The following is a 26118-nucleotide window of genomic DNA, read 5'->3' on the forward strand; positions in this document are numbered from 1 at the left end:
CCGACGGGGGTGCTGCGGCCTGTGACGATGCGCGACTCGTGGCGATGCCGTGGTCAGCGCGGACGACGCTCTTCGCCGTCGTTCTCCTGACCGCGCCGCGGACCCAGCGGTCGCAGCCCCTCGGCGTGGAACGCCAGCAGGCCGACGGCCGCACCGACGGTCGACGCGAGCACCTCTTCCGGGTCGCCGACCAGTGCCAGTCGACGGTGGCCCACGTCGCCATCGGCCGTGGCCCAGCCCAGATAGACGGTTCCCGCCGCGTGCCCGCCCTGGGGTTCCGGGCCGCCCACACCGGTGGTCGAGACCGCAAGGTCGACATCGAACAGGGTCCGTGCACCGGCGGCGAGCTGCTCCGCGCAGGCGGCAGAGCACGGATCCGTTCCCGGCGTCAGTCCCAGCACGCGCTCCTTGACGTCGGTGGAGTAGGCCACGATGCCCCCGGCGAACCAGCCGGAGGCACCGTCGCCGGCACCGATCGTCTCCGCGAGCATGCCCGAGGTCAGCGACTCGGCCACTCCGATGCGGAGCTCCCGCTCCGCGGCGAGTTCGCTCAACCGTGCGATGTGGCTCTGCGTGTCCGAGTCGAGAGCGTCGAGAGCGGTCACCGTGCGGAGCGTCCCTTCTCGAGCGTCATCGCTCTTCGCTCTCGTCGTAGTCCGGACGAGGGGGCTGCAGCGGCTGGTCCGAGTACTCTCCGCCCGAGCGGCCGCCGTAGGGGCGTCCGTGATCGGCGAACTCGTCGCGGGCGAACACCAGGGTCCACGGACCCGCGGTGAAGTGCGCGCCCGTGCGCAGGGTCTCGGAGTTCTCATCCACGTGCGTCGCGTCCACGCCGAGGCTCGCGTTCGTCTCGCCCTCGCCGTGCAGGGTCAGCACGTACTCGTCGCGGTCGTCGTGCGTGATCGTGGCGTGCACCGGGTCGGTGTCGGCGAGGCGCAGTTCGTTGCCCTCGGCCGAGCCGACGCGGACGACATCGTCTTCGAGCGCGAACTCGGTGCGCTCGTCGTCCCTGGTGATGCGCAGACGGGGGTTTCCCGCGCCCCACGACGCGTGCGTCGTGCCCGGGGTGTTGCCCTCGTCCGGGCGGTCATCGATGTGTCGGTCGTTCATGGCAGTGCCCTCCTCGGGGTCGAGTGGAATGAGGCTATGCGCCCCTCCAGATCTCGCCGAGGGGGTTGACTTCGCTGTGGCGACCCGGCATCGGATCCACCCGCCGAGGGACTGTGTGGCCGTCGGCTGTTTGGGGAACAATGGGTCGCAACCGTCGTCCCCACCACCACGACCGAGGAGCACTGCATGGGAAAGTTCGTCTATGAAGGCAGCGTGAAGACCGAGATCGAGGACCGGGCGCTCACGCATCTGCAGCTCGTCATCACCGCCAAGCTGCGTCGCGGTGAGCCCTTCCCGTTCAGCTGGCGAGAAGACACCAGCGTGGGCGGTGGGCGCACCACCGTCTGGATCCAGCCCGGCAGCGCGCTGGTCTTCAAGTACTTCGGCAGCAGGCAGCCCTCCGTCAACCGCGCGTGGATCGAGGCACTCGCCTTCACGGCGAACGCTCCGAGCGGGCTCTACCTCGTTCCCGAGCCCGCGGAATCGGGAACCGAGCCGGGCACCGAGGAAGTCCCGGTGACCCCGCCCGTCTGATCCTCTCGACCCCTCGCACAGGGCGGACCTGTCAACCCCCCTGACGGAAGCACGGCCGTCGGGGAGAGTCGCTCATACGACGACACGTTCCACGAGATGAGGAGGATCGCCATGACAGACGACACCACCGACCCCCGGCACGCGCATCGCGAGGAGGGCTTCCCCGCGCAGCACCAGGATCAGCCGGGGCTGACGGAGCGGACCCGGCCGGAGCCCGACCACGGGGAGCAGACCTACGCAGGCCACGGTCGCCTGGGAGGACGCCGTGCTCTGATCACGGGCGGGGACTCAGGCATCGGCCGCGCCGTCGCGATCGCCTTCGCCCGAGAGGGCGCGGACGTCGCCATCGCGCACATGCCCGAGGAACAGGCCGACGCGGAGGACACCCTCGCCCTGGTCCGCGAGGCCGGCCGGATCGGAGTGGGATTCGCGGGCGATCTGCGCGACGAGGGGTTCGCGACCGACATCGTCGCGAAGACCCGGAGCGAGCTGGGTGGACTCGACGTGCTCGTGCTCAACGCCGGCTACCAGCACGACATCGACGGTTTCGCGTCGCTGGAGACGGAGCGGATGCGCCGGGTCTTCGACACGAACCTGGCCGGAATGCTGTTCTCGGCACGTGCGGCCTATCCCGACCTCGAACCCGGTGCGAGCATCATCGTGACCGCGTCGGTGCAGGCCTACAACCCCTCGCCCGGTCTGATCGACTACGCCATGACCAAGGCGGCACAGGTGGCGTTCGTGAAGGCGCTCGCCGAGGAGGCAGGGCCCAAGGGCATCCGAGTGAACGCCGTGGCCCCCGGCCCGATCTGGACACCGCTGATCCCCGCGACGGGCTGGGACGCCGAGCGCCTGGCGACCTTCGGTGCCGACACCCCGCTCGGGCGGGCAGGGCAACCCGCGGAACTCGCCGGGGCATATGTGTACCTGGCATCGGACGAGTCCTCCTACACCTCGGGATCGGTCATCGCGGTCACGGGCGGCAAACACCTCTGACCCCTACGAGCACCCGTCGAGACCCATCGTCTTCGTCGACACCCACGCGCCGTCGCGCATTCGACGGTGGGTCTCGACAGGGACGGTGGGTCTCGACGCCGGGCTGAAGCAGGGGCAGCCGCCTAAGCTTGTCTGGTGCAGAAGCCCACCGCGTCCGGTCCCCTCGTGGGGGTCGTGCTCGTCATCGGCTCCTGCCTCTCGCTTCCCTTCGGCGCTGCTGTCGCGGCCCAGCTCTTCCCGGTGCTCGGACCGTGGGGGGTGACCTCGCTGCGCGTGGCGATCGCCGCGGTGCTGCTCGTCGTCATCGTGCGGCCGCGACCAGGGAAGTGGACCCGCGCGCAGTGGCTTGCCGCCGTGCTCTTCGGTGTCTCGCTGGCGGCGATGAACGGCTTCTTCTACGCCGCGATCGATCGCATCCCGCTGGGGCCCGCCGTCGCGATCGAGTTCCTCGGACCGCTCGTCCTCGCCGCCGTGCTCACCCGGAAGCTCAGAGATTTCGCCTGGGTCGGCATCGCCCTGCTGGGCATGGTCGTCCTCGGCATCGACGGGCTGATCGGGGCCGAGCCGCTCGATCCGCTCGGGGTCGTGTTCATCCTCATCGCCGCCGGATTCTGGGCCATGTACATCCGGATGAGCGCCCGCGTCGGCGCCCTCATCCCCGGCAGCAGCGGCCTGGCGATGGGCCTCGTGGTCGCGGCCGTGCTGCTGATCCCGGTCGGCGTTCCCGCTGTGTCGACCGTGGCGATGGACCCGCAGCTCCTGCTGCTCGCGGCGATCACCGCGGTGCTGTCGTCGGTCATCCCGTACAGCTTCGAGCTCGCGGCGCTGCGGCGGCTTCCGCAGCGCGTCTTCGGGGTGCTGCTGAGCCTGGAGCCGGCGTTCGCCACCCTCGCCGGCTGGCTCATCCTCGGTCAGGATGCGACGCCGTTGCGCATGCTCGCCATCGCTCTCGTGATCGCCGCGAGCGTCGGCACCACGCTCGGCGTGCGGAGGGACCGTCGCGACGGCGGCCCCTCCGGTCCCTTCACCGCGCCGATACCGCTGCCCGATTGACCGTCGGAGTCGGCAGCGGGAAGCGCCGACGCAGGATGACGCGCTGGACGAGCGTCCACACCACCGTGACGGTGAGGTAGAGCGCAGCGGCGAGGGGCACGAATGCGGCGAAGACCGCTGTGAGGTAGTGCGTCGCCGAGACGAGGCGCAGCATCGTGGGCGAGTTCAACGGGGAGTCGTCACCCTCGACCGGAGTGGGACGGAACACGCGGCGGGTGACTTCGGCGACCGCGACCATGACCGCCAGCAGCACTCCGAACACCAGGAACGTGGCGGGCGTCGCCGTGCCGCCGAAGAGCGCGGAGACCAGGCTCGTCCCCAGCGGGGCGCCGAACAGGTCGTGCGCGAGCAGTTCGTTCGGATGACCGGCGATCTCGGGACGGAGGAACAGCGTGTACAGGATGCCGACGACGGGGGCCTGCGCCAGCACCGGGAGCATCCCCGCGAACGGCGACGTGTTCTCGGCCTTGTAGAGCGCCAACGTCTCCTTCTGCAGGCGCTCGGGGTTCTTCTTGTGGCGGCGCTGCAGCTCACGCAGCTTCGGGGCGAGACGCGCCCTGGTCTGTTCGGCCTTGGCCTGGGATATGCCCACCGGGATGAGCAGCGCCCGCACCAGCAGGGTGACGAGCACCACGGCGAGTGCTGCGGCCGCGGCGCCGGCGAGAGGGGTGAGGAGGTCGGAGAGCCCGGTCATGGCGCCGTAGGCGGCGTCGAGGATGGCGGCGAGAGGAGGGAAAGCGAAGATGTCCAAGAGAGTGTCCGTTCGTGGCGTCGGGAAGGGTCGGCGAAGGCCGCGCTGTCCCGTCGTGCGAACGGACTACGCGGCGGTCGCGACTCCCGGCGCCCGAGGGCGCGGGTGCCCGGCGGCATCGGGGTCACTCTGCGTGAGGAGGGTGCCGACGTCGATGGCCCGCAGCGGATGCGGGGCGTCGGCTGTGGCCTCGGGGTGCACGCTCAGCACGATGGCGAGCGTGAGGGCGGTCACGGCGAGCAGCGCGATCGCGAGGCCGAGGGCCGTTGCGTCGGGCATCGACACGAGGCCGATCGCGGTCGCGACGAAGCTCAGCATCTGCCCGAACCACTCGCTCATGTGCGCACCCCTTCCTGCGACGAGGGTATCACCGGGGTCCGGGTGACGTTCGAATCGCGCGACTGGTTCCCTCCGGGCGTCGGATACGACCAGTTGCGCGATTCGAACGCGGCCTCGGGGTCGCCCGCGGGCGTAACGTCGAAGCATGAGTGACCTTCGCACCCTGCTCGGGATCGAGCATCCGATCGTTCTCGGCCCGTTCGGCGGGCTCTCCTCGACCGCGCTCACCGCCGCGGTCAGCAACGCGGGTGGACTGGGGTCGTTCGGACTCTACGGTTACGACGGCGATCGCATCCGTGCGACCGGGGCCGAGCTGCGTGCCCTGACCGACCGGCCCTATGCGGTGAACGTCTGGCTTCCGATGGGAGACGAGGTCGAGCCGAACCCGCAGCACACCGTGTTCGCGCAGGCCCTGCAGCCGTTCTACGAAGCCGTGGGCGTGGACGTCCCCGCGCGGCCGGAGCGGTACGCCCCGACCCTGGACGAACAGCTCGAGGCCGTCTGGGAGATCGAGCCCGCCGTGCTCAGCGTGGTGTTCGGCGTGCCGTCGGACGACCTGATCGAGGAGGCGCATCGCCGCGGCATCCTCGTCGTCGGCACGGCGACCGCGGTGGCTGAGGCCGTCGCGCTCGACGCAGCGGGCGTGGACGCCGTGGTCGCGAGCGGCGCCGAGGCCGCGGGTCATCGGGTCGCATTCCTGCGTTCAGCGGAGGAGTCGCTGGTCGGGACGTTCGCGCTGGTGCCTCAGATGGTCGACGCGGTCGGGGTGCCCGTGATCGCGGCAGGAGGTGTCTCCGATCGTCGCGGGGTGGCGGCGGCGTTGGCCCTGGGCGCGGCGGGAGTGCAGGTGGGGACGGCGTTCCTCGCCACCGCGGAGTCGGCCGCGAACGAAGCGCACCGCGACGCGATCCGATCCACCGCCGCCGACGAGACCGTGCTCACACGTGCGATGAGCGGACGCCTGGCTCGCGGCGCCCGCAACCGTGTGGTGCGGGCGATCGAGGCGAGCGGCACGATCGCGCCGTTCCCGATGCAGAACTGGCTGACAGGGCGCTTCCGCACCGCGGCGGGGGAGCAGAACCTGGGCGCGCTGCAGTCGCTGTGGATGGGGCAGGCCGCGCCGCTGGTGCGTCATGGCACGGCTGCCGAGGTCTTCGCCGAGCTGATGGCAGGGCTCCCGGCGACACCGTGACCCTCGCTGCGGCCCGGATCGCGGGCTGCTCCGCGCTGTGGACGAATGACCGACGCCTGTCAGCGGCCTCCCACGGGCTCGCGGTCGATATCCTGAGCGACCGCGACTGACCCGCGTCCACCCGGGAACGACCGGGCTAGAGGATCACGGTGGATTTGCCGTGCACGATCACGCGATCCTCGGCGTGCCACTGCACGGCGCGGGCGAGCACGAGGCGCTCGACGTCGGCACCGCGACTCTGCAGCTCGGCGGCCGACTCGGAGTGGGTGACGCGCGTGACGTCCTGTTCGATGATCGGTCCCTCGTCAAGATCGGCCGTCGCGTAGTGCGCGGTCGCGCCGATCAGCTTGACGCCACGGTCCTTGGCGCGAGCGTACGGGTTCGCTCCGATGAACGCGGGCAGGAACGAGTGGTGGATGTTGATGACCGGAGCTTCGAGGCGCGTGATGAAGTCGTCGGAGAGGATCTGCATGTAGCGGGCGAGCACGACGAGGTCGACGTTCCCGCGCAGCAGTTCGAGCTGACGATCCTCCATGGCGGCCTTGTCGCCGGAGGGGATGTGCACGAACGGCACACCGAATGAGCGGACGGCCTCGGCCAGGTCGGGGTGGTTGGACACGACCATGGTGATGTCGATGTCGAGCTGTCCGCGCTGCGTACGCCACAGCAGCTCCATGAGGCAGTGATCGTACTTCGAGACGAAGATCGCGACGCGCTTGCGGCGGGCCACGTCGTGCAGCGACCACTCCATGCCGAAGCGCTCGGCGACGGCCGCGATGTCGGCTTCGAGTGCCGGGCGCGCCGCTGCCAGACCGTCGAGGTGGATGACCGTGCGCTGGAAGAAGCGTCCGCCCTCGGAGTCGGTCGAGTGCTGATCGAGCGAGATGATGTTCGCGCCGTGATGAGCGAGCACGCCGGCGACGGCGGCGACGATGCCGGGCTGGTCGTCGCAGGCGATGAGCAGGCGGGCGGTATCGGGCTGAGACATGGGGGCTCCTCGAGGGTGTGCATCGATTCTGCCGTGGATGCGCCGAGCGGGCGAATCGCGAAAGATCACCCGCTGCACTGCCTGCGCACTGCACCGCTCTCACCTACCCTGAGAGCATGAATGCGAGTGACCTCGGCCTCGTGCTGATCCCGCTGCTCGCCGTGGCGGCGCCGCTTCTCGCACGCGGCGTGCGACCGGTGGTCCGGGTGCCCATCGTGGTGTTCGAGCTCGTGCTCGGCATCCTCGTCGGTCCCGCTGTCTTCGGCTGGGTCGAACCGGGACCGCTGCTGGAGAAGCTCAGCGATTTCGGCCTCGCGCTGCTGTTCTTCGTCGCCGGAACCGAGATCGACTTCAAGATGGTGGCGGGCAAGCCGCTCGCACGCGCCTCTCTGGGCTGGCTGCTCAGCGTGCTCCTGGGCATAGGTCTGGGCTTCTTCTTCGCGCCGGGAGAGGGGATGGTGGTGGTCGGCATCGCGCTCAGCTCCACGGCGCTGGGCACCCTGATGCCGATCCTGCGCGATGCCCGCGAGCTCGACACCCCCTTCGGTCGTGCCATCAGCGCGATCGGCGCGGTGGGCGAGTTCCTCCCGTTGATCGCGATCTCGATCTTCCTCAGCACGCGGACCACGCCGATCGCCACGGCCGTGCTGCTGACCTTCGTGGTGCTCGCCGGGCTCGCGGTGCTGCTGGCGCACCGCGTCCCGCACGGGCGGCTGCACGGCATCGTGCGGGCGACACTGCACACCTCGGATCAGTTCGGCGTGCGCTTCGTGATCCTGCTCATCGCCGCTCTCGTCGGGCTGAGCGTCATGCTCGATCTCGACATGCTGCTCGGGGCTTTCGTGGCCGGGGCGGTCTGGCGCATCATCATGGCGCGTGCACCGAAGAAGGACGCGGAAGAGGTCGAGAGCAAGATCGAGGCGATCGCCTTCGGTTTCCTCGTGCCGATCTTCTTCCTCTACACCGGGGTCACGTTCGATCTGCAGGCATTGCTGTCTTCGCCGACGGCGTTGGGGCTGGTGCCCATCTTCCTGATCGCTCTGCTCGTGATCCGCGGATCCGCGGCGCAGCTCTCGGCGCCGGCGGGGATGAGCGTGCGCGACCGCGCGGCCCTCGGACTGCTCGCCGCGACGGGCCTGCCGATCATCGTGGCTGTCACCGCCATCGGTGTGGATCAGAAGATGCTCGACACCGGCACGGCTGCGGCGCTCGTCGGAGCCGGAATGCTGTCCGTGCTGCTGTATCCCCTGATCGGGATGACGCTCCGCGGCGACCGCGCGGAGGTCGTGGGCCCGCGACTGGCCGACAAGACACGACAGGGAGAGCTGTGACCACCGCATCCGCGCTGCTGACACAGGCCGTGCACAACCTGAAGGGCGCTCCGAAGGAAGGGCTCGGTGAACAGCGCGATTCCCGCTGGCGCGGGCGTCGCATCGTCAGGGTCGGTGAGGCGTGGCACCTGGGTGTGCTGCTGCTGACCGAGACACATGCGCTGGCGACGGCCGAGGTCCTGCGCGCGGCGGACCCGGGGCGTCGCGGCTACACGGCCGAGTCGGCCAGGGAGCGGGCGGAGCGCAGGGCCGAGGCGCTGCGCGGCGGCTTCGACGAGGGCGATGTCGTGCACGTGGGATGGAGCGTCGTCGACGTCGACGCCGTGGACGCCGGAGGTTCATCCGGTCCGCTCGCTCAGGTCGACGGCGTGCCCTCCGTGCGCTGGAGCACCGCGGGAGGATTCATGCCGTTGGAGGCATACCTGCGCGAGCGCGTACCGCTGCTCCGCGACTCGGCGTCGAGCTGATTCAGGCGAAGGTCTCGGCGAAGCGTCGCAGCAGGGCCGCCCCCTCGGTGACCGAGGCTGCGAGAACCTGCTGCTGCACGGCGTCGAACTCGTCGGGGTCGAAGTAGCCGGTGGTGCGGTAGAACGTCATCCGGTCGGCGAAGTCGCGAGGCGTGGGCTCTGGGTGGAACTGAGCGGCGTAGAGATGCGTGCCCACGCGGTACGCCTGCACGGGGCAGGCCTCGTTCGTGGCCAGCAGCACGGCGCCGGGCGGGGTCGCCGCCGCGCTCTCCTTATGGGCCGTGAAGACCGTCAGAGCGGAGCCGCTGGGTCCGAACACCGGATCGGCCGCGCCCGCCTGCGTGGTCTCGATGACCGTGGCGCTCGCGGGCTCCGGAGTGTCGGTCACCACCTCGCCGCCGAGCATGCGGGTGACGACACCGATGCTGAAGCAGGTGAAGAACACCGCGACCTCGGCGGCCATCGCCGCGTCGGCCAGCGTGCGGAGGTCGGCCTCGACACGAAGCTGCTCGGCGGACTTCACCGCATCGGAGACGTTGAACGGCGAGCCCCCGACGACGATGCCGCGATATCCCCGCAGGCGTTCCATCGGCAACGCCCCGTGCAGCAGATCGAGCCGGTCGACCACGTCGACGCCCAGCGCCCGACGGAAGGAGGCATGCTCGGCATCCGCCGCCCCGGTCTCGGGTCGCACGCAGACGTAGAGAAGCGAGGCCATCAGGAGATTCTAACGAGCGCGCGTGGCCGAGCAGACGCGGTCACCGCGAGGAGTTCGCCGTGCGACCGCGGACGATGCCCACGAACGTCTCGACGTCGGCCGTGGTGCGCTCCCGCGGCCACACCAGCGCGACGGTCGAGGTCGGTCCGTGCGCGAGGACGCGGTGATCGGCGTCCTTGCGATGGTGCAGACGCGCGAGAGACATCGGGACGACGACGATGCCGACGCCGGATGCCGCCGTCGCGATCGCCTCGTCGGTGGGAAGGGGATCGAAGGTCGCCTGGACAGTCCCCGGGAACACGGGAGAACCCAGGACATCGTCGGTCAGCGCGATCACGACCTCGCCTTCGAGGTCGGCCGCGGTGAGCTGCTCCGCGGCCATCAGATGCGAATCGACCGCTGCGACGACGACCGGGACTTCGTCGTACAGGGGGATGATGTGCAGCGACTCGTCGGTGAGGGGCAGACGAAGGAGCGCCGCATCGACGCGGTCGAGTGCATCGCGCTGGGCGGCCGGGTCGATCGTCACGAGCTCGAGCGGCACACGCGGCATCCGCTGCTTCCAGGCGTCGATCCACTTGCCGGGGGTCGCGCCGGGCACAGCGCCGAGGCGGAAGGTGCGCGGCGCTTCCGGTTCGGGCTGCGGGGCATCGAAGACGACCTTGGAGGTGGGCTTCTTCGGCTTCTGCGGGGGATACCGCTCCGCGGGTGCTGCCTTGCTTCGGCGTACCGGTGTTCCGCGGCCTGTGCCCTTCGCGGGGCGTCTTCCCTGGTTCGCCATGCGGTCAAGGCTACTCGGCGGGAGTGCCCGGCACCTCCGTCGGCGCAGCAGGGCTCGTGGTGGAGAGCTTCCGCTGCGCGCGACGGACGAGTCCGGCGGCTCCGCCGACCAGGAGCAGCACGCCGACGGTCAGGAGCGCGACCGCGACGGCGGCCGTCGGGGTGAGGGCCAGCAGGGCGTCGGCGGCTGCATCGCGGCGGTCGGCGTCTGCCAGCATCCAGAGGGCTGTCGTCGAGATCGCGGCGAACAGGAGCCCCCAGATGATGGCCGCCCAGCGGGTGCGGGGCACGGCGGTGGTCTCGGTGATCGACGGAACGCTCATCACTGGTCTTCCTTCGCGGGCTCGGCGACGGTGATGGAGATGTCACCGCTGTTCTGATCGAGGGTGATCGGTTGGATGGTCGTCGGGGAGGCGGTGTCGGCCGAGATGCTCTGCACGATCACCGCCTCCTCTCCTGCGCGCTCGTCTCCGTCACGCGTGCCGAGCCACGTGCCGGAGTCGACGATCGTTCCCGAGTCGCCTTCCACGCGGGTCCAGGTCACGGATGCCGTGTCCACCGTCGCTCGGAGCTGCAGCTCGACGCCGGGATCGACATAGATGTACGTCCCCCCGGAGGACTTCTCGATCACGATCGGTCGCGGCGCGCCGTCGTGCTGATAGAGGGTGACGGAGAGGTCGCCGAACGGCTGACGGATGTGCTGCTCGCGGCTGTTGGTGATCGAGGCCCATCCGAAGGTCAGGCCCTGCAGCGTGGAGAACGCCCCGGCCACGAGTCCGCCGACGAGGGTGATGACCGTCACGAAGGCCAGGAAACCGCTGCGCCGACGGAACGCCCCGGCGACGATCATCCCGAGCGCGAGGATCAGGGCTGCGGCGAGGAGGCCGAGAGCTCCGCCGAGCTGGGCTGCGCCGGTCGCCAGTCCCACGGCAGCACCGGTGATGATCGCGAGCCCCACCATCGTCGCCACGAACGCGAATCCGGCGCGCGGGTTCGACTCCCGGCGGATGCGACGGCGTTCGGTGGCTTCGGCGGCGAACACGGCGGCCTCGGCCTGGCGCTCACGGCGCAGCTGGTCGCGGGCGGCGCGCTCGACGTCCTGCTGCTGGCGCCGCCACGCCTGATCCTGTTCCTTCCACGCGGCATGCTGGGCGCGCCAGGCTTCGAGGGCTGCGGGATCCTGCGAACCGGGCGGCAGAGGGGCCGGCGGTGCCGGCGGGATCGCGCCGAGTGCGGGATCCGGTGACATCGGCTCTGCTGCGATGCCGGCGTCGGATTCCGCGGCGGCGGAGAGAGTGGCGTCCGCCCCCTCGGTGGTACCCGAACCGGCGAGGGGGGCGGACGCGGCCGGGGCCGTCTGATCTGCGGAAGCCGTCGGCAGATCAGACGCGGAAGCGCCCGGGGTGCGGCTGGCAGCACGCACGATCAGGAAGAGCAGGCCGGCGACGAGCACGAGCCCGACGATCCAGCTGAGGAGGGAGAGGGCCGACCAGTCGCCGTAACCGAGCCCGAACAGGCGGCCAGCGAGCGGAGCGGTCGGGAACAGCCCGATGACGGCCATCGCCAGGATGCCCCACTGCACGGGCTGGTAGTCGCGACGCAGCAGGTCGCGCAGGTGCACCCGTCCATCGATGTCGGGCAGCAGCGCCCACGCGGCGGCGTACAGGAAGATCACCGGCAGTCCGAAGAGCGCGGCCACCACCAGCACCCCTCGCACGATGAGCGGGTCGATCCGCAGGCGTGCGGCGATACCGGCGGCGACGCCACCCAGCCAGCCCTCGGAGCGGGCGACGCCGAGACCGGCGACCCAGAGCAGGAAGCGGTCGGCGCCGCGCAGGGTGCCCGTGCCGGGACCGCCGACGGCCGGAGCGTCTGGATCGGCAGGGGGCGGAGGCGCAGTCGGAATCGTCATGCTTCGATCCTGGCGGTGGCGCGGGGCGCTGTGCCATGGGGGGAACCCCTGAGCGACCCCTGATTCTCGCCGGGGGAGCCCCCGGAGCATCGGCGCGGATGATTGGATGGCGACATGTCCTCTTCGGCGCACGCTCCCGCGCGACCTCCGCGCGTCGCCGCTCCACCGCGCCCGTCGCTGACCCGCGATCGCGACTGCCTGGTCGCCGGCGTCAGTGCCGGACTCGCACGCCACCTGGGCGCACGGCCGTGGATGGTGCGCGCTCTGTTCATCGCCCTCGCGCTGTGCGGCGGTGCAGGGGTGCTGCTCTACGCCTGGTGCTGGATGTTCACGCCGTGGGCGGAGGGTGAGGACGCACCGACCAGACGGATGCCCGTGGCGTGGCTGCTGCTGGCTCCCGCGGCCGTGGGGGTCCTCGTCGTGCTGGTGTGGCGCGGCGGCAGCGACTGGCTGACCGGGTCGATCCCTCCCGATGTCGCGGCGGTCGTCGTCGGCGGAACGGTGGTCTTCGCGACCGGCGCCGGGCTCTGGGCGACGCTGATCGACAGCACCGACACCGCACGGGGGCCACGGCACACGCTGAGCATCCGGATCCTCTCGATCGTCCTGCTGGCCCTGCTGTTCACGATCCTGCTGTCCTGGCCGGTGGCCCGTTCGGGCGTGGCGCTGGTGCTGCTCCCGCTGGTCGGGCTCGCGGCCGTGGTGTCCTCGTCGTTGATACCCCGATGGCGCGAGCTGTCCGGTGAGCGGGTGCGCCGCATCCGCGAGGAGCAGCGCAGCCAGATGGCCGCCCACCTGCACGATTCGGTGCTGCAGACACTGGCGCTGATCCAGAACAGGGCGGGAGCTTCCAGCGAAGCTGCGCGCCTCGCCAGGGCGCAGGAGCGCGAGCTGCGTGCCTGGTTGTACGACGGCGATGCTCCGGCCGACAGTGATCTTCCGACCGACCTGCGCGACTATGCCGGAGCGTTGGAGCTCGACTACCCGGTGCGCATCGACGTGGTCTCCGCCGGCCTGTCGACAGAGCGGGCGAGCGGAGAGCTCGCCGCCGCCGCCAGGGAGGCGATCCTGAACGCGGCCCGCCACGCAGGAGGCGAGATCTCGGTGTACATCGAGGGAAGCGTGTCAGGCGTCGATGTGTTCATCCGCGATCGGGGCCCGGGATTCCAGCTCGATGAGGTGCCCAGCGATCGGTTGGGCGTGCGCGAGTCGATCATCGGACGGATGCGCCGTGCGGGTGGCAGTGGAGGGGTTCGCAGCGATGAGAGCGGCACAGAGGTGCATCTGCGCATCATGACACCGTCCAACCAGGAGCGGCCGGTACCGCGTGCGACGGCTCGGGAGGAGCACCATGGCTGAGATCATCCGTGTCGTGATCGTCGACGATCACTCGATCTTCCGCTCCGGCCTGCGCGCAGACCTCGATGCGAGCGTCGATGTGGTGGGCGAAGCGGCAGATGTGCCGTCGGCGATCGCGGTGATCGGCGAGACGCGACCGGATGTCGTTCTCCTCGACGTGCATCTCCCGGGCGGCGCCGGCGAGGACGCGGCCGGAGGTGAGGCGGTGATCCGCGGGTCGTCTCCGACCGATGCCCGCTTCCTCGCGTTGAGCGTGTCCGACGCCGCGGCCGACGTGGTGCGGGTGATCCGCGCCGGCGCGCGGGGCTACATCACGAAGGGCTCATCCGGCGTCGAGGTCAGCAGCGCGGTGCGGGCCGTGGCCGAGGGCGATGCGGTCTTCTCGCCGAGGCTTGCCGGCTTCGTGCTCGACGCCTTCGGGGCGGTCGCCGGCGAGACCGCGACAGCGACCGACGAACTCGACCGGCTCTCGGCACGCGAGCAGGAGGTCATGCGCCTGATCGCTCGGGGCTACGCGTACAAAGAGGTCGCGTCGGAGCTGTTCATCTCGATCAAGACGGTCGAGACGCATGTGTCGTCGGTGCTGCGCAAGCTTCAGCTCTCCTCACGACACGAACTCACGGCATGGGCCTCCGAGCGGCGGCTGTTGTGAGCGCACCGCTCGGGTGAGGTCGCTCAGGCCGCGAGCCACAGACCTTTCTGATCCGTCGCGATGGTGAGTCCGGCCGCGACCGTCTCGTCGTCGCCGATCCTGGCACCGCGGACGATGCGCGCTCCGGCACCGATATCGGTGCGGACGCCCACGTAGGCGTGGTCGCCGATCGCCGCGCCATGGCCGACGTGCGCGTGCGCGTCCACGAACGCGCCCTCGCCGATCACGGCGTCTTCGTCGATCCAGGCACCGCGGGCGATGGTCGCGCCGGCACCGACGCGCGCCCCCGGTTCGATATAGGCACCCGCCTCGATGTGTGCCTTCGGGTGCACCTTCGCGCCATGCGCGACGAGACCCCGGCCGTTCGCGTGCTTGCGATACCGCAGCGTCGCGCCCTGGTCGTTCTCGATGTCGACGTAGTTCTTGCCCACGATTCCTCCCGTGCTCCGGAGTTCTCCGGATATATCAACAACCACGACAGGGGCGGATTCATTCCCGCGGATGGATGTGGTCAGTGCTGACAGGAGGGGCACCAGAAGGTGATGCGTTCGCGGGTCGGATCGGCGCCCTGCTCGCCCCGCCGGATCAAGGTGCCGCAGCGTCGGCACGGACGTCCGGCGCGGCCGTACACCCAGGTGCCCTGGCCGGGCCGATCGACGCCGGTGAAGGTGCGGTGACGGCGGTCCCGGTTGGCGCGGATCGTGCGCACACCGAGGTCGAGGAGGGCGGCGACATCGACCTCCGGCGTCGGTCTGGTCGGCAGGATTCCTCGGAGGAACAGGAGTTCTGCGGCGTACTCGTTGCCGAATCCCGCGACGTTGCGCTGATCGAGGAGGGCGACGTGGATGCTGCGGGCGTCGGCCTCGAGACGTCGGACTGCCTCTGCCGCATCCCAGTCGTCGGCGAGCGGATCAGGTCCGAGGTAACCGACGAGCTGATCCTCGTCACGGGTGGGGACGACCTCGATCTCGGCGATGTCGACGCCCACGGCTTCGCCCCGCGGCGTACCGACGACCGCACGCACCTTGAACGCCGGATGCCGCCACTTCTCGCCGGGGCGATAGGTGAACCACGCGCCGTCCATACGCAGATGCGAATGCAGTGTGCTGTCGCCGATGCGCATGAGCAGATGCTTGCCGCGGGGGATCACGGCATGCACCGGCTGGCCGGTCAGGTCGAGCGTGGCGAATCGGGGCACGCGCAGGTCGAATCGGGTGACCTCCGCGCCGGCCAGAGCTTCGTCGAGTCGTCGTGCCGTGCGGAAGACGGTGTCGCCCTCGGGCATCAGGGGGCGCCGATGGGAGTGGGCGGCGGCGGGGTGCGCGGCGACGCGGTGGGCGGCGCGACGGGCGGTGTGGTGGGCAGCGTGGTGGGGGACGTGGCGAATCCGGCTCGCGCGAGCATGTCTCGCGCGAGCATCGTGCTTCCGGCCACGGCGGCCGGCATGATCGCGACGGCTCCGCCAGGGATCAGGAAGCAGAGCTGTGTCGCCACTCCGAAGCCGAGAACCCGCGCCCGGCTGCCCGAGAACAGGGTAGCGCGCTGGGCGGGGCTGAGATCGCGGGCATCGAAGGCTCGACCTGTGAGCTCTCGGGCCAGCAGTCGACCGGTCAGGACGACTCCGGCGATGGGGCCGAAGAACCCGCCGACGGCAGGGATCAGACCGATGAGGAGCACGACGATCGCGATCAGGATGCCGAGCAGAACCAGGCGGAGTCCCTCGCCGAGAGTGGTCCAGAAGCTGCCGCCGTCGGCCGGGGGCGCGTCGCCGAGGTCGGCCTCGACCGCGTGCCAGATGCGCTGGTAGAACGGATCGCCGATGGTCAGGGTGAGGGCGCTGAAGACCACGCTGGCCAGGGCGAGCGCGGCCGCGACGATCACGAAGCTCACCGCAGACCGCAGCAGGCCGCGCCACGGTTCGAGCCACCCCTCGGCGAACGGCGTCAGCCACATGGAGACCGACGGCAGACCGATGATCAGCGGTACGAGCGCGGCAGCGAGCAGGAGCAATGCGATGACCGCGGGGACCAGTCCGAGCAGCATGAGTCCCGGCCGGGTGCGCCACAGCCCGAAGCCGCGCAGCAGTGTGCGGATACCGGTGGCGAACTCGCGGATCATGGCTTCCAGCGTAGGCGTAGTGCTCAGACGACCTTGCGGAGCGTGTATCCGCGAGGGGTCGCCACGAAGCCGGACTCCTGCAGTGCGAGGGCGAGTTCAGTGCCGTAGACGCCCTCGCCGTTGATCTTCTCGACGGTGAGCGTGTCGAGGCGACGGGCGCGCGCGGTGGCCGCGAGGTCGGAGGCCGCGGCGCGCAGCACCTCGGCGTCGTCGCTGAACGACAGCACGGTGCGTCCGCCGCGTTCGAGGGACAGCACCAGTGCACCGTCGACGAGCACGACCAGACCGCCCGCTTTGCGCCCTGGACGATGCGAGACCCCGTCGAGCTTGGGCCAGCCGAGGGCGGCGCCGTACGGGTTCGCCGGATCGGTCGACGCGAGAGTCACGCTCTTGCGCGGCGGCGGATCCGCGAGGCCCGCATAGGTGCGCAACCGGTCGACGGTGCCGGACGCGGCGAACTGCGCAGCTCCGAGCTTCTCGATCACGTAGCCCCGGCGGCAATGCCCCGCCTCTTCGAAGCCCGCGAGCACCCGATAGGCCTGGGCGAAGCCGCCGGGAACACCCTCAGCCTGCACGGCGCCGCGCGTGACGACGCCGTAGCGGTCGAGCAGGAGCCCTGCGGTGACGGTCGCCCGGCGGGCAGGATCGGTCTCGAGCGCCGGCAGCAGCGACCAGCGGCCGCCGATCGAGGGCGGGCGGGGTGCCGCGGTCCCGGTGAAGGACACCCCGCGGTAGGTGCGGGCGCGGGGCGCACGGCGTTTGACCTTGTGCGCCTGCGAGCCGCCGGTGAGGAGCGAGCGGATGGGGGCGAAGGTGTCGTTGGTGACGTAGCCCGCCCAGGTCAGAGACCACAGCGCCTCGAGCACCGACTGCTCGTTCTCGGTCGCCGCCATGTCTTTCAGCTGTCCGGCGAAGTAGGCACCCCCGACGTCGAGCGCGATGAGGATGCGCGACTCCAGGGAGTCGGACGCGATCTCGGTGTCGCGCTCCGGGAGGGTGAAGGGCGCGATGTCGGCCGGATGCAGCGACACCCAGCCGTCCCGTCCCGGGAGGGTGCCGTGTCCGGACCAGATGACCTCCCCCGATGCCGTCAGTTCGTCGAGCATCGCCGGGGAGTAGTCGCGCACGCGGGAGGGCAGGATCAGCGACTCCCACGCACTCGCGGGGATCGGTACACCGGCGAACTGCTCGATCACGTTCAGCACGCCGTCGACGCCTTCGAGCGGACGACCGATGTGCTGCCAATCCGGGAGGAACCGTGCGTACGCCTCGGGAGAGACCGGCTCGACCGAACCGCGGATGGCCGCCAGCGAGCGCATCCGGAGCCGACGCAGCACCTCGGAGTCGCACCACTCGACCGCGTCGCCGCTGCCTGCCGCCTCGGGCAGGAAGTACCCGCTCGTGAGCCGTCCTGCCGTCTCGAGCCGCTGCAGCGTATGCCGCGCGACGGCGGCACCCAGCCCGAATCGGGAGGCGACGGCATCTGTCGTGAACGGCCCGTGCGTGCGGGCATGGCGAGCCACGAGGTCGCCGAGCGGATCCGCGACCGGTTCGAGGAACGCCACCGGGATTCCCGTGGGCAGCGCTGCACCGAGCGCATCGCGCAGCCGACCGGCATCCTCGATCGCTGCCACCCTGGTCGCTCCGGCGATCGTGACGGGGATCGCCCGTCGCGCGGTGACGAGGTCGTCCAGCAGAGCGGCTGCCGAGGCACCTGCTGTCGATTCGGGGTCGAGGCGCGCAGTGACCTCTTCGGCGTCGAGCGGGCCGAGCATCCGGAGCAGGTCCGCGACGCCCTCGAGGCCTCGTGCGCGGCGGTCGGGATCGAGACGCTGGGCCTCGCGTTCGAACTGCGCGATCACGTCGGGGTCGAGCAGTTCCCGCAGTTCGACCGTGCCCAGCAGCTCCCCGAGCAGAGCGGGGTCGACCGAGAGCGCGGCCGCCCTCCGTTCGGCGAGCGGAGAGTCTCCTTCGTACATGAAGGCGCCCACGTAGCCGAACAGCAGGTCGCGCGCGTACGGCGACGGCTGGCCCGGCTCGGTCTCGACCAGGCGGATGCGTCGGTCGGCGATCGATGTCGCGAGCCTGCGCAGCGACGGCAGATCGTAGACATCCTGCAGCACCTCGCGCAGGGTCTCCAGGATCACCGGGAACGTCGGATGGCGCCTGGCGACCTCGAGCAGTTGGGCCGACCGCTGCCGCTGCTGCCACAGCGGTGTGCGCTTGTTCGGGTTCATGCGGGGCATGAGCAGCGCCCTGGCCGCGCATTCGCGGAAGCGGGAGGCGAACAGCGCGGAGCCGCCGACCTCCTGGGTGACCAGGAGTTCCAGCTCCTCGGGGTCGAACACGAACAGTTCGGCACCGGGCGGTTCCGCCTCGGCATCGGGAATGCGCACGATGATGCCGTCGTCGCTCGCGACCGCCGATCCTTCCACGCCGAGACGTTCGCGCACCCGGGCGTTGATCGCCAGAGCCCAGGGCGCGTGCACCTTCATCCCGTAGGGCGAGTGCAGGATCACCCGCCAATCGCCGACCTCGTCGCGGCCGCGCTCGACGGTGAGGGTGCGGTCGGTGGGGAGCGTGCCCGTCGCCTCGCGCTGTTCGGTCAGATGGGCCATGAGGTTCGTCCGTGCCTGCTCGTCGAGCCCCGCATCGATGAGCCGCTGTGCCGCCTTCTCGGGCGTCGCCGCCGAGACCTCGCGCGAGAAAGCCCCCAGCGCCTCGCCCAGTTCGAACGGCCGACCGATGCCGTCGCCGTGCCAGAACGGCACCTTGCCCGGCTGCCCGTAAGCGGGGATCACGTTCACGCGGTCGTGCGTGATCTCGGCGATCCGCCAGCTCGTCGTGCCGAGCGTGAACACATCGCCCACCCGCGACTCGTAGACCATCTCCTCGTCGAGCTCGCCGACCCTGGCGCCGGTCGTCTCGCCCGCGACGAACACGCCGAACAGGCCGCGGTCGGGGATCGTGCCGCCGCTGGTCACCGCGATGCGTTGTGCCCCCGGCCTTCCCGTCAGCGTGCCGGCGTCACGATCCCACACGAGGCGTGGCCGCAGTTCGGCGAACTCGTCCGAGGGGAAGCGGCCCGCCAGCAGATCGAGCGTCGCCTCGTACGCCGAACGCGGGAGCGCCTGGAACGGCGCCGATCGGCGAACGGTCTCGAACCACTCCTCGACGCCGATGGCTCCCAGCGCGCTCGCCGCGACGGTCTGCTGGGCGAGGATGTCGAGCGGGTTGCGCGGCACCTGGATCGCCTCGATCTTGCCCGCCAGCATGCGCTCGGTCACGATCGCGGTGTGCAGCACGTCGCCGCGGTGCTTCGGGAAGAGGGCGGCCCGGCTGATCTCGCCCACCTGGTGCCCGGCGCGGCCGACCCGCTGCAGACCCGAGGCGGCAGACGGCGGAGCCTCGACCTGGATCACGAGGTCGACGGCACCCATGTCGATGCCGAGCTCGAGACTGCTCGTCGCCACGACGCAGCGCAGCACTCCCGACTTGAGCTCCTCTTCGACCTGTGCCCGTTGCTCTTTCGACACCGATCCGTGGTGCGCCTTCGCGAGCACGGGATCGGCCCCCGCGGTGGCTCCGGCCTGGGCCATCATCGCGGCGGGCACGGTCGTATCGGGGAGGGGTACGCCGATCCGCTCGGAGTAGATCTCGTTCAGTCGCCCGGTGAGGCGCTCGGCCAGCCGACGGGAATTGGCGAACACGATCGTCGAGTTGTTCTGCAGGATGCGGTCGACGATCGCTTCCTCGACGTGCGGCCATACCGAACCGGTGACCTCGGAGTATTCGGCTCCGTCGGCGTCTCCCGGAACTCCGGGCGGTGGAGGCGGATTCGTCATGTCGTCCATCGGGACGACCACACCGAGCTCGAAGGTCTTGGAGGCGGGAGGTGCCACGATCTCGACCGGGGCAGAGCCGCCGAGGAACCGGGCCACCTCGTCGATCGGCCGCACCGTGGCGGAGAGGCCGATGCGCTGAGCCGGTGTCTCGACGCCGTTCGCGCGGCGCAGGGCGTCGAGCCGTTCGAGGCTGACGGCGAGGTGCGCTCCGCGCTTGGTGGCGGCGACGGCATGCACCTCGTCGATGATCACGGTGTGCACGCCACGCAGCGTCTCGCCCGCGCGGCTCGTGAGCATGAGATACAGCGACTCGGGGGTCGTGATGAGGATGTCGGGCGGATCGGACACCAACTTTCGCCGGTCGCTCGATGTCGTGTCGCCGGAGCGCACCCCGACGGTGACCGCAGGGGCCGTCACCCCGAGCCGTCTGGCCGACTGGCCGATGCCGATCAGCGGGGAGCGGAGATTGCGCTCGACGTCGACGCCGAGCGCCTTCAGGGGGGAGATGTAGAGGATGCGCGTTCGGGGCTCGCCCTTCGCCGACGGCGTGGTCTCGCCCATGCGCTCGCGGAACACGCTGTCGATCGCCCACAGGAACGCGGACAGCGTCTTGCCCGATCCGGTCGGGGCGACCACGAGGGCGTGCTTGCCGGCGGAGATCGCGTTCCAGGCACCCGCCTGCGCGGGAGTGGGCGCGGGGAACGCCCCCCGGAACCAGTCCTGCGTGGCGGGAGTGAAGCGGTCGAGCACGTCGCTCATCCCTCCATCATCGTCGAGGCCGCAGACATCGGGGCGTGACGATGTCGGCGGGAGGGAGGATGCTGGGGGAATGGCGCACACCACGAACTACGTCGACACGTTCATCGAGGTCGCCGACGACTGCCCGATCGCGCACGCGACCGAGCCGCCGGTCGCCGAGAAGCCCTCGATCGCGGCGATGCATTACCGTCTGATCGCCGAGCAGCCCTACGCGCGCACCTCCGACGACGTGATCTTCGAGACGTATGCGCTGCGCAACGGCATCGCCGTGGACGACACTGCCGCACGGGCGTCGTTCTTCTCGAAGGGACAGCCCTGCCTGCGCTCCTCGCCGCTGGGAAAGCGCTACGGATGGGGCGTCCACCACGACGCGGAGGGTCGGGTCGCTCTGGTTCCGCGGGACTCGGCGGAGTACACGGCGCTCGCCGCAGACCCCGCGCTCGCGCACACTCGGGCGATGCGGAGTCGGCGGGCGTGACACCTGCTCACGCTCGCCGAGGAGGCGGCAGAGGCCCACGCCGGCGAAGCTGACGAGCAGGGTGTCTCGTACTGAGGTACGACGACCCCTGACAGTGGGCACTTCGGGCCGACGCGACGGGGTGGCCTCCGCTTTTACCGTCGCCCTATGCCCGCCGAGAACACCCTTCCCCACCCCGCCGCCAGCGCTCTCCGTGTCATCGCCTCGATCGTCGGAAGCGTGCTCGTCGCCGCCGCTCTGAGCATCATCTGGGTCGCCCGTCTGAGCATCGACCGGGTCCTGTACGTGAGCGGCCTCGGAGCCGACGGAGAGCCGACGGCCGGATGGTTCGAGCTCGCCCTGCTGCTCCTCGTCGTGGGTGGTCTCTCGGTCGCGTGGGCGGCACGCGGACTGCGGTCGACGGTGCCCTGGCTGAGCATCTGGACGCCGTCCTTCTCGGTGGCGATGGCGTCCGCGCTGTTCCTGGTGGCCTCCCAGGTCACATGCACGACGGGATGCCCGCTTCCCGTCGGCCCGGCCTTCACCTGGCAGGACCTCGTGCACACGACCGTCGCCGTCCTCGCCTTCGCGCTGGCCGCGTTCGCGATGCTCCAGGTGTCGTTCGTCGAGGGGAGGCGCACGCTGCGGATCCTCTCCTTGGTGGCGGGTATCTCGACCGCGGTGATCGCGGCGGCCGGTGGCCTCCTCTCGCTGCTGCAGTTCCGCACCGATATCGGCAGCATCCTCGAGCTCGTCGCGACCACGATCGGCATGGGCTGGCTCGCGATCCTCGGGATGGACACCGCGTTCGCCCAGCGTGCAGGTGCGGCGCGCAGGCAGACGTGGGTCCGGGTCTCGAAGGAGAAGACCGGCGCTCTGGTGGGGGAGCGTCGCACCGCGACCGGATCGCTCCTCGTCGTCTCTCGCTGACGGAGTCCAGGATGCGGTGCGTAGAGTCGACCCATGCGAGAGCCAGCACCCGTCGCCGCCGGAGAGGCCAGAGCGATGGGTCTGCCTCGGCCTCCCGGTGCGCTGGGGCGGTTCTGGAAGACGCACCCCTGGCTCTTCGACGGACTCCTCGCCGCCGGCTACCTGGTCGTGAGTGCGTTCTGGTCCCTGGTCACTCCGCTGTCCTCCGGCGTATGGTCGCCCGCGTGGCCGTACATGATCCCGCTGTTCGTGAGCGTGGTGACCTCCGCCTCCCTGATGTTCCGCTCCCATCGACCCTGGCTCACGTACCTGGTGTTCGGGGCGGGTGCGGTCGTCGCGTTCGTCACCGACACCGTCGTCGAGACGTTCGGGGTCAGCCTCGCGGTCTACGCGCTGTTCGTCTACCGGTCGAATCGCAGCGGCTGGATCGCGTTCGGCATCACCGTGGTGGGAGGGGTCCTCGTCCTCCCTGCCCTGGACTGGCTGCGCGAACCCGATCCGGAACGTCTCTTCGTCTCGGTACCCACGAGCGTGCTGTTCCTCGCCGTGATGCTGATCGCTGCCCTCCTCGGAGTCAACGTGGGTGACCGGCGGCGGTACATCGGGGCGATCCTCGATCGCGCCAACCAGCTCGCGCGCGAACGCGACCAGCAGGCACGGATCGCGACTCTGGCCGAGCGCGCCAGGATCACGCGCGAGATCCACGATGTCGTGGCGCACAGCGTGTCGGTGATGGTGTCGCTCGCAGACGGTGCGGATGCCCTGGCCGAGAAGGACCCGCAGCGGTCGAGGGACGCCGTGCAGGAGATCGGCGAGATCGGGCGGCAGTCGCTCGTCGAGATGCGGCAGCTGCTCGGTGCTCTGGGCGACGACACGGCGGAGAGCGAAGAAGACGGTTCGTTGCGACCGAATCCGGGACTTGCCGAGCTCGTGCCGCTCGTCGAGACCTTCCGCACCGCGGGGCTCCCCGTGTCGGTGCGCACGGAGGGGAGTGCGCCTTCGTCGCCCGCTCTGCAGAACACGATCCACCGCATCGTGCAGGAGGCGCTCACGAACGCGCTGCGCTACGCGAAGGATCCGCGTGAGGTGCGGGTGCTGCTCGACTTCCGCGACGACGTCCTCGTGATCGAGGTCACCGACGACGGGCAGCCGGGACCACCCGCCGCCTCGGTGGGGTCGGGTCGCGGGCTCGTCGGCGTGCGTGAGCGGGCGCGGCTGGCCGGCGGAACAGTGCAGACCGGACCTCTGCCCGACGGCGGATGGCGCGTGCGGGTGGAGATCCCCGAACAGGAGGACCAGCGATGACCGAGGAACCGACCCCGATCCGGGTGCTCATCGTCGACGATCACGAGTTGATCCGGCGAGGGATGAGGATGGTGCTCGACGCCGAAGACGACATGAAGGTCGTCGGCGAGGCAGCATCGGGAGCCGAGGCCGTGCACATGGCCGCGGATCTGCGCCCCGACGTGATCCTGATGGACATCCGGATGCCGGAGATGGACGGCATCGAGGCGACCAGGCGCATCGTCAGGGGCACTCCGTCGAGCAGGGTGCTGGTGCTCACGACCTTCGACCTCGACGAGTACGCGTTCGGGAGCCTTCGTGCGGGAGCGAGTGGTTTCCTGTTGAAGAACACTCCGCCCGCGCAGCTGACGGCGGCGATCAGGGCGATCGCCGCCGGTGATGCTCTGGTCTCGCCGCGTGTCACCCGGTCGATGCTCGATCTGTTCGCCACACGCCTGCCCCGACAGGCGGAGCGTGGGGATGCGCGCCTGGACGTGCTGACCGAGCGGGAGCGCGACGTGTTCCTCGCCATCGCCAAGGGGTACAACAACACCGAGATCGGTGAGAGCCTCTTCGTGTCCGAGTCGACCGTGAAGACCCATGTCGGCAGGGTGCTGCTGAAACTCGATCTGCGTGACCGCGTGCAGGCCGTCATCCTCGCGTACGAGATCGGTCTGGTCTGACGGGGTGCGACGTCAGGGAGCTCTCTCCCCGACGTCGCACGTCCGCGTCAGGGCTCGAGCGTCACCTCCTGCAGTGCGCCTTCGCCGTCGATCTCGAGCGTCAGATCGAGGTCGAGGCGACGCAGGAATGCGTCGTCGTGGCTCACGACGAGCACGGCGCCTCGGTAGGCGCGGAGGGCTTCGACGAGCTGGTCGACCGTGTCGAGGTCGAGGTTGTTCGTCGGCTCGTCGAGCACCACGAGGTGCGGTGCGGGGTCGGCGAGCAGCAGCGTCGCCAGCGCGACGCGGAACCGCTCACCGCCGGAGAGGGACGCCACAGGGCGCTCGGCCGTGGCTCCTCGGATGAGGAACCGGGCGAGCCGGTTGCGCAGCTCCTTCTCCGGCACGTGGGGTGCTGCGGCGGCGATGTTCTCGAACACCGAGCGCTGCTCGTCGAGTCCGTCGACCCGCTGCGGCAGGTAGCCGATCAGGTCGGTGTGGGCCTCGGCGTGCAGCGGATGCTCATCCGGAGCCGAGCCGCCGGCGACCAACCGCTCCAGCAGCGTGGTCTTGCCCGCCCCGTTCCGGCCGATCAGTGCGACCCGTTCCGGACCCTGGATCACCCAGGCTCGTTCGTCATCGCCGACCGTCGCGATGCGGCGGCTGCGGGACACCTGCGGGTCGGGCAGTTCGGTCTTCATCGATGCATCAGAGCGCACACGGCGCCCCGCTTCATCGAGGAGCGACCGCGCCGCATCCTCCTTCGCTCCGACCTCGGTGCGCAGTCGGCCCGCCGAGACCTCAGCGGCCATCTTGCGCCCGTGGGCCACGATCTTCGGGACGCGCTTCTCGATCTCCGCCTTCTTCGCGGTGCGTGCGCGGTGGGCGAGCTTCACTTCGGCTTCGATCCGCTGACGCTTCTCCTTGCGGAGCACCTGGGCGGCGGTGACCTCGGCTTGCTTCGCCGCATCCTGCTCGGCGTCCAGCCACGCCCGCCACTCGGAGTACGGGCCGCCGTACACGCTCAGCGTCTGGGCGTAGAGCTCGGCGGTGTCGTCCATCAGCTCGAGCAGAGACAGGTCGTGGCTCACGACGATGAGCGTGCCCTTCCAGGTGCGCACCATCGCCGCGAGCTTCGCTCTGGCGTCGCGGTCGAGGTTGTTGGTCGGCTCGTCGAGGACCGTGATGGGCGCGCGGCGCAGACGGATGCCGGCGATCGCGACGAGCACCGCCTCCCCTCCCGAGAGCTCGCCGACCGTGCGGTCGAGGAAGTCCGGGGCCAGTCCGGCCTCGGCCAGCGACGCCTCCGCGCGCGCTTCGATGTCCCAGTCGTCCCCGACCGCATCGAAGTGGGCCGGGTCGACGTCGCCCGTGCCGATCGCCCGCACGGCATCGAGGGCTTCGGACACCCCGAGGAGGTCGCTGACGCGGCGGTCGACATCGAGTGTCAGCTGCTGCGGAAGGTACGCGACCTCGCCGGATGCGGTGACGACGCCCGAGGTGGAGTCGAGCTCGCCGGCGATCAGTCGCAGCAGCGTGGACTTGCCGGCGCCGTTGCGTCCGACGAGCCCGGTGCGTCCCGAGCCGAAGGACCCGGAGATGCCGTCGAGCGCGATCGAGCCGTCGGGCCAGGTGAAGGTGAGCCGGTCGAGGACGACCGAGGCGTGAAGAGTTGTGGGGGTTGACATGAGTGTCTCCTGTCGAGTGCGAGGGTGCACTGACACCGAGCCCCTGCCGGGCCGTGACACGCGTCACGGGATGGGGAGGAGTGGGTCTGCCGTGGAGTCGGCGATCGTCGGGTCAGCGCGCGGAAAGATGAGCGCGGAGGCGACGGATCAGATCAAAGGACTTCCAGACACGGCGGACAGGACTCCCCGACGA

General features: G+C 70.2%; 26 protein-coding genes. 12 read left to right on the forward strand and 14 right to left on the reverse strand.

Annotated elements, in window-relative coordinates:
- Positions 1-53 precede the first annotated feature (53 nt).
- Positions 54-605, reverse strand: coding sequence for a CinA family protein (locus tag FFS56_RS15175; protein ID WP_127012632.1), 552 nt, complete (start codon positions 603-605; stop codon positions 54-56).
- A gap of 25 nt (positions 606-630) precedes the next feature.
- Positions 631-1110, reverse strand: coding sequence for a hypothetical protein (locus tag FFS56_RS15180; protein WP_127012631.1), 480 nt, complete (start codon positions 1108-1110; stop codon positions 631-633).
- A 186-nt stretch (positions 1111-1296) separates the two neighbouring features.
- Between FFS56_RS15180 and FFS56_RS15185 the strand changes: the two genes are divergently transcribed.
- From FFS56_RS15185 to FFS56_RS15195, 3 genes are all read left to right on the forward strand, one after another.
- Positions 1297-1644: a hypothetical protein gene (locus tag FFS56_RS15185; protein WP_046747740.1), complete on the forward strand. Its 348-nt coding sequence runs from the start codon at positions 1297-1299 to the stop codon at positions 1642-1644.
- 111 nt (positions 1645-1755) lie between these two features.
- Positions 1756-2640 (forward strand): SDR family oxidoreductase, encoded by an 885-nt coding sequence (locus FFS56_RS15190; protein WP_127012630.1) that lies wholly within the window; start codon positions 1756-1758, stop codon positions 2638-2640.
- Between the two features lie 135 nt (positions 2641-2775).
- Complete coding sequence (locus tag FFS56_RS15195; RefSeq protein ID WP_127012629.1) at positions 2776-3693, forward strand: DMT family transporter; 918 nt, start codon at positions 2776-2778, stop codon at positions 3691-3693.
- Here the strand turns inward: FFS56_RS15195 and yidC are convergent.
- Positions 3665-4444 carry a membrane protein insertase YidC gene (gene yidC / locus FFS56_RS15200; RefSeq protein ID WP_127012628.1) on the reverse strand — a complete coding sequence of 260 codons (780 nt, stop codon included), beginning with the start codon at positions 4442-4444 and terminating at the stop codon, positions 3665-3667. The genes FFS56_RS15195 and yidC overlap by 29 nt on opposite strands.
- Positions 4445-4510: 66 nt before the next feature.
- Positions 4511-4783 (reverse strand): DUF6412 domain-containing protein, encoded by a 273-nt coding sequence (locus FFS56_RS15205; protein WP_046747744.1) that lies wholly within the window; start codon positions 4781-4783, stop codon positions 4511-4513.
- 145 nt (positions 4784-4928) lie between these two features.
- Here FFS56_RS15205 and FFS56_RS15210 point away from each other — a divergent pair, with 145 nt between their 5' ends.
- Positions 4929-5975: a DUF561 domain-containing protein gene (locus FFS56_RS15210; protein WP_127012627.1), complete on the forward strand. Its 1047-nt coding sequence runs from the start codon at positions 4929-4931 to the stop codon at positions 5973-5975.
- A gap of 136 nt (positions 5976-6111) precedes the next feature.
- Here the strand turns inward: FFS56_RS15210 and purU are convergent, their stop codons facing one another.
- A complete protein-coding gene (gene purU, locus FFS56_RS15215) occupies positions 6112-6963 on the reverse strand; it encodes a formyltetrahydrofolate deformylase (protein WP_046747746.1) in 852 nt (283 codons plus the stop codon).
- 116 nt (positions 6964-7079) lie between these two features.
- Between purU and FFS56_RS15220 the strand changes: the two genes are divergently transcribed.
- Together FFS56_RS15220 and FFS56_RS15225 are read left to right on the forward strand one after the other, a co-directional pair.
- Entirely contained in the window at positions 7080-8294 is a 1215-nt protein-coding gene (locus FFS56_RS15220) for a cation:proton antiporter (RefSeq protein ID WP_046747747.1), read from the forward strand.
- On the forward strand, positions 8291-8761 hold the full coding sequence (locus FFS56_RS15225; RefSeq protein ID WP_127012626.1) for a glutaminase: 471 nt from the start codon (positions 8291-8293) through the stop codon (positions 8759-8761). The genes FFS56_RS15220 and FFS56_RS15225 overlap by 4 nt, the downstream gene beginning before the upstream one ends.
- Before the next feature lies 1 nt (position 8762).
- On the opposite strand, the gene FFS56_RS15230 is transcribed toward FFS56_RS15225, so the two are convergent.
- From FFS56_RS15230 to FFS56_RS15245, 4 genes are read right to left on the reverse strand one after another with little or no spacing between them, the layout of a single operon-like run.
- Positions 8763-9479: a GMP synthase gene (locus FFS56_RS15230; RefSeq protein ID WP_127012625.1), complete on the reverse strand. Its 717-nt coding sequence runs from the start codon at positions 9477-9479 to the stop codon at positions 8763-8765.
- 40 nt (positions 9480-9519) lie between these two features.
- Positions 9520-10260 (reverse strand): substrate-binding domain-containing protein, encoded by a 741-nt coding sequence (locus FFS56_RS15235; RefSeq protein WP_127012624.1) that lies wholly within the window; start codon positions 10258-10260, stop codon positions 9520-9522.
- Between the two features lie 10 nt (positions 10261-10270).
- Positions 10271-10582, reverse strand: coding sequence for a hypothetical protein (locus FFS56_RS15240; protein WP_046747751.1), 312 nt, complete (start codon positions 10580-10582; stop codon positions 10271-10273).
- A complete protein-coding gene (locus FFS56_RS15245) occupies positions 10582-12171 on the reverse strand; it encodes a PspC domain-containing protein (protein WP_164734116.1) in 1590 nt (529 codons plus the stop codon). Before FFS56_RS15245 ends, FFS56_RS15240 begins: the two co-directional genes overlap by 1 nt.
- Positions 12172-12285: 114 nt before the next feature.
- Here FFS56_RS15245 and FFS56_RS15250 point away from each other — a divergent pair, with 114 nt between their 5' ends.
- A complete protein-coding gene (locus tag FFS56_RS15250) occupies positions 12286-13530 on the forward strand; it encodes an ATP-binding protein (RefSeq protein WP_046747753.1) in 1245 nt (414 codons plus the stop codon).
- Positions 13523-14182 carry a response regulator transcription factor gene (locus FFS56_RS15255; protein ID WP_046747754.1) on the forward strand — a complete coding sequence of 220 codons (660 nt, stop codon included), beginning with the start codon at positions 13523-13525 and terminating at the stop codon, positions 14180-14182. The genes FFS56_RS15250 and FFS56_RS15255 overlap by 8 nt, the downstream gene beginning before the upstream one ends.
- Positions 14183-14205: 23 nt before the next feature.
- Here FFS56_RS15255 and FFS56_RS15260 read toward each other — a convergent pair whose 3' ends face one another.
- The 4 genes from FFS56_RS15260 to FFS56_RS15275 all read right to left on the reverse strand — a co-directional run bounded on the left by FFS56_RS15260 (position 14206) and on the right by FFS56_RS15275 (position 20904).
- Positions 14206-14613: a DapH/DapD/GlmU-related protein gene (locus tag FFS56_RS15260; protein ID WP_017829277.1), complete on the reverse strand. Its 408-nt coding sequence runs from the start codon at positions 14611-14613 to the stop codon at positions 14206-14208.
- A gap of 80 nt (positions 14614-14693) precedes the next feature.
- On the reverse strand, positions 14694-15467 hold the full coding sequence (locus FFS56_RS15265) for a DNA-formamidopyrimidine glycosylase family protein (protein ID WP_046747755.1): 774 nt from the start codon (positions 15465-15467) through the stop codon (positions 14694-14696).
- Positions 15467-16300, reverse strand: coding sequence for an EI24 domain-containing protein (locus FFS56_RS15270; protein WP_127012622.1), 834 nt, complete (start codon positions 16298-16300; stop codon positions 15467-15469). The genes FFS56_RS15265 and FFS56_RS15270 overlap by 1 nt, the downstream gene beginning before the upstream one ends.
- A 23-nt stretch (positions 16301-16323) precedes the next feature.
- Positions 16324-20904 carry an ATP-dependent helicase gene (locus FFS56_RS15275; protein WP_127012621.1) on the reverse strand — a complete coding sequence of 1527 codons (4581 nt, stop codon included), beginning with the start codon at positions 20902-20904 and terminating at the stop codon, positions 16324-16326.
- 70 nt (positions 20905-20974) lie between these two features.
- On the opposite strand from FFS56_RS15275, the gene FFS56_RS15280 reads away from it, so the two are divergent.
- The 4 genes from FFS56_RS15280 to FFS56_RS15295 all read left to right on the forward strand — a co-directional run bounded on the left by FFS56_RS15280 (position 20975) and on the right by FFS56_RS15295 (position 24258).
- Positions 20975-21382, forward strand: a complete 408-nt coding sequence (locus FFS56_RS15280) for a DUF6157 family protein (RefSeq protein WP_061015686.1) — start codon at positions 20975-20977, stop codon at positions 21380-21382.
- Between the two features lie 147 nt (positions 21383-21529).
- On the forward strand, positions 21530-22291 hold the full coding sequence (locus FFS56_RS15285) for a DUF998 domain-containing protein (RefSeq protein WP_127012620.1): 762 nt from the start codon (positions 21530-21532) through the stop codon (positions 22289-22291).
- Between the two features lie 33 nt (positions 22292-22324).
- Positions 22325-23596: a sensor histidine kinase gene (locus FFS56_RS15290; RefSeq protein ID WP_127012619.1), complete on the forward strand. Its 1272-nt coding sequence runs from the start codon at positions 22325-22327 to the stop codon at positions 23594-23596.
- Complete coding sequence (locus FFS56_RS15295) at positions 23593-24258, forward strand: response regulator transcription factor (RefSeq protein WP_127012618.1); 666 nt, start codon at positions 23593-23595, stop codon at positions 24256-24258. Before FFS56_RS15290 ends, FFS56_RS15295 begins: the two co-directional genes overlap by 4 nt.
- 47 nt (positions 24259-24305) lie before the next feature.
- On the opposite strand, the gene FFS56_RS15300 is transcribed toward FFS56_RS15295, so the two are convergent.
- Positions 24306-25925: an ATP-binding cassette domain-containing protein gene (locus tag FFS56_RS15300; protein ID WP_127012617.1), complete on the reverse strand. Its 1620-nt coding sequence runs from the start codon at positions 25923-25925 to the stop codon at positions 24306-24308.
- Positions 25926-26118: the final 193 nt, after the last annotated feature.

Origin of the sequence: Microbacterium sp. Beta, assembly GCF_005502545.1 — a bacterium.
In the GTDB taxonomy this organism is placed as follows: Bacteria; Actinomycetota; Actinomycetes; order Actinomycetales; family Microbacteriaceae; genus Microbacterium; species Microbacterium oxydans.

What these genes read in the sequence shown, in the direction of transcription:
- FFS56_RS15180 (WP_127012631.1), bottom strand. Translation starts at nt 1,110, where the DNA reads ATGAACGACCGACACATCGATGACCGCCCGGACGAGGGCAACACCCCG.
- FFS56_RS15185 (WP_046747740.1), top strand. Translation starts at nt 1,297, where the DNA reads ATGGGAAAGTTCGTCTATGAAGGCAGCGTGAAGACCGAGATCGAGGAC.
- FFS56_RS15190 (WP_127012630.1), top strand. Translation starts at nt 1,756, where the DNA reads ATGACAGACGACACCACCGACCCCCGGCACGCGCATCGCGAGGAGGGC.
- FFS56_RS15205 (WP_046747744.1), bottom strand. Translation starts at nt 4,783, where the DNA reads ATGAGCGAGTGGTTCGGGCAGATGCTGAGCTTCGTCGCGACCGCGATC.
- FFS56_RS15210 (WP_127012627.1), top strand. Translation starts at nt 4,929, where the DNA reads ATGAGTGACCTTCGCACCCTGCTCGGGATCGAGCATCCGATCGTTCTC.
- purU (WP_046747746.1), bottom strand. Translation starts at nt 6,963, where the DNA reads ATGTCTCAGCCCGATACCGCCCGCCTGCTCATCGCCTGCGACGACCAG.
- FFS56_RS15220 (WP_046747747.1), top strand. Translation starts at nt 7,080, where the DNA reads ATGAATGCGAGTGACCTCGGCCTCGTGCTGATCCCGCTGCTCGCCGTG.
- FFS56_RS15230 (WP_127012625.1), bottom strand. Translation starts at nt 9,479, where the DNA reads ATGGCCTCGCTTCTCTACGTCTGCGTGCGACCCGAGACCGGGGCGGCG.
- FFS56_RS15235 (WP_127012624.1), bottom strand. Translation starts at nt 10,260, where the DNA reads ATGGCGAACCAGGGAAGACGCCCCGCGAAGGGCACAGGCCGCGGAACA.
- FFS56_RS15240 (WP_046747751.1), bottom strand. Translation starts at nt 10,582, where the DNA reads ATGAGCGTTCCGTCGATCACCGAGACCACCGCCGTGCCCCGCACCCGC.
- FFS56_RS15245 (WP_164734116.1), bottom strand. Translation starts at nt 12,171, where the DNA reads ATGACGATTCCGACTGCGCCTCCGCCCCCTGCCGATCCAGACGCTCCG.
- FFS56_RS15250 (WP_046747753.1), top strand. Translation starts at nt 12,286, where the DNA reads ATGTCCTCTTCGGCGCACGCTCCCGCGCGACCTCCGCGCGTCGCCGCT.
- FFS56_RS15255 (WP_046747754.1), top strand. Translation starts at nt 13,523, where the DNA reads ATGGCTGAGATCATCCGTGTCGTGATCGTCGACGATCACTCGATCTTC.
- FFS56_RS15265 (WP_046747755.1), bottom strand. Translation starts at nt 15,467, where the DNA reads ATGCCCGAGGGCGACACCGTCTTCCGCACGGCACGACGACTCGACGAA.
- FFS56_RS15270 (WP_127012622.1), bottom strand. Translation starts at nt 16,300, where the DNA reads ATGATCCGCGAGTTCGCCACCGGTATCCGCACACTGCTGCGCGGCTTC.
- FFS56_RS15275 (WP_127012621.1), bottom strand. Translation starts at nt 20,904, where the DNA reads ATGAGCGACGTGCTCGACCGCTTCACTCCCGCCACGCAGGACTGGTTC.
- FFS56_RS15280 (WP_061015686.1), top strand. Translation starts at nt 20,975, where the DNA reads ATGGCGCACACCACGAACTACGTCGACACGTTCATCGAGGTCGCCGAC.
- FFS56_RS15285 (WP_127012620.1), top strand. Translation starts at nt 21,530, where the DNA reads ATGCCCGCCGAGAACACCCTTCCCCACCCCGCCGCCAGCGCTCTCCGT.
- FFS56_RS15290 (WP_127012619.1), top strand. Translation starts at nt 22,325, where the DNA reads ATGCGAGAGCCAGCACCCGTCGCCGCCGGAGAGGCCAGAGCGATGGGT.
- FFS56_RS15295 (WP_127012618.1), top strand. Translation starts at nt 23,593, where the DNA reads ATGACCGAGGAACCGACCCCGATCCGGGTGCTCATCGTCGACGATCAC.
- FFS56_RS15300 (WP_127012617.1), bottom strand. Translation starts at nt 25,925, where the DNA reads ATGTCAACCCCCACAACTCTTCACGCCTCGGTCGTCCTCGACCGGCTC.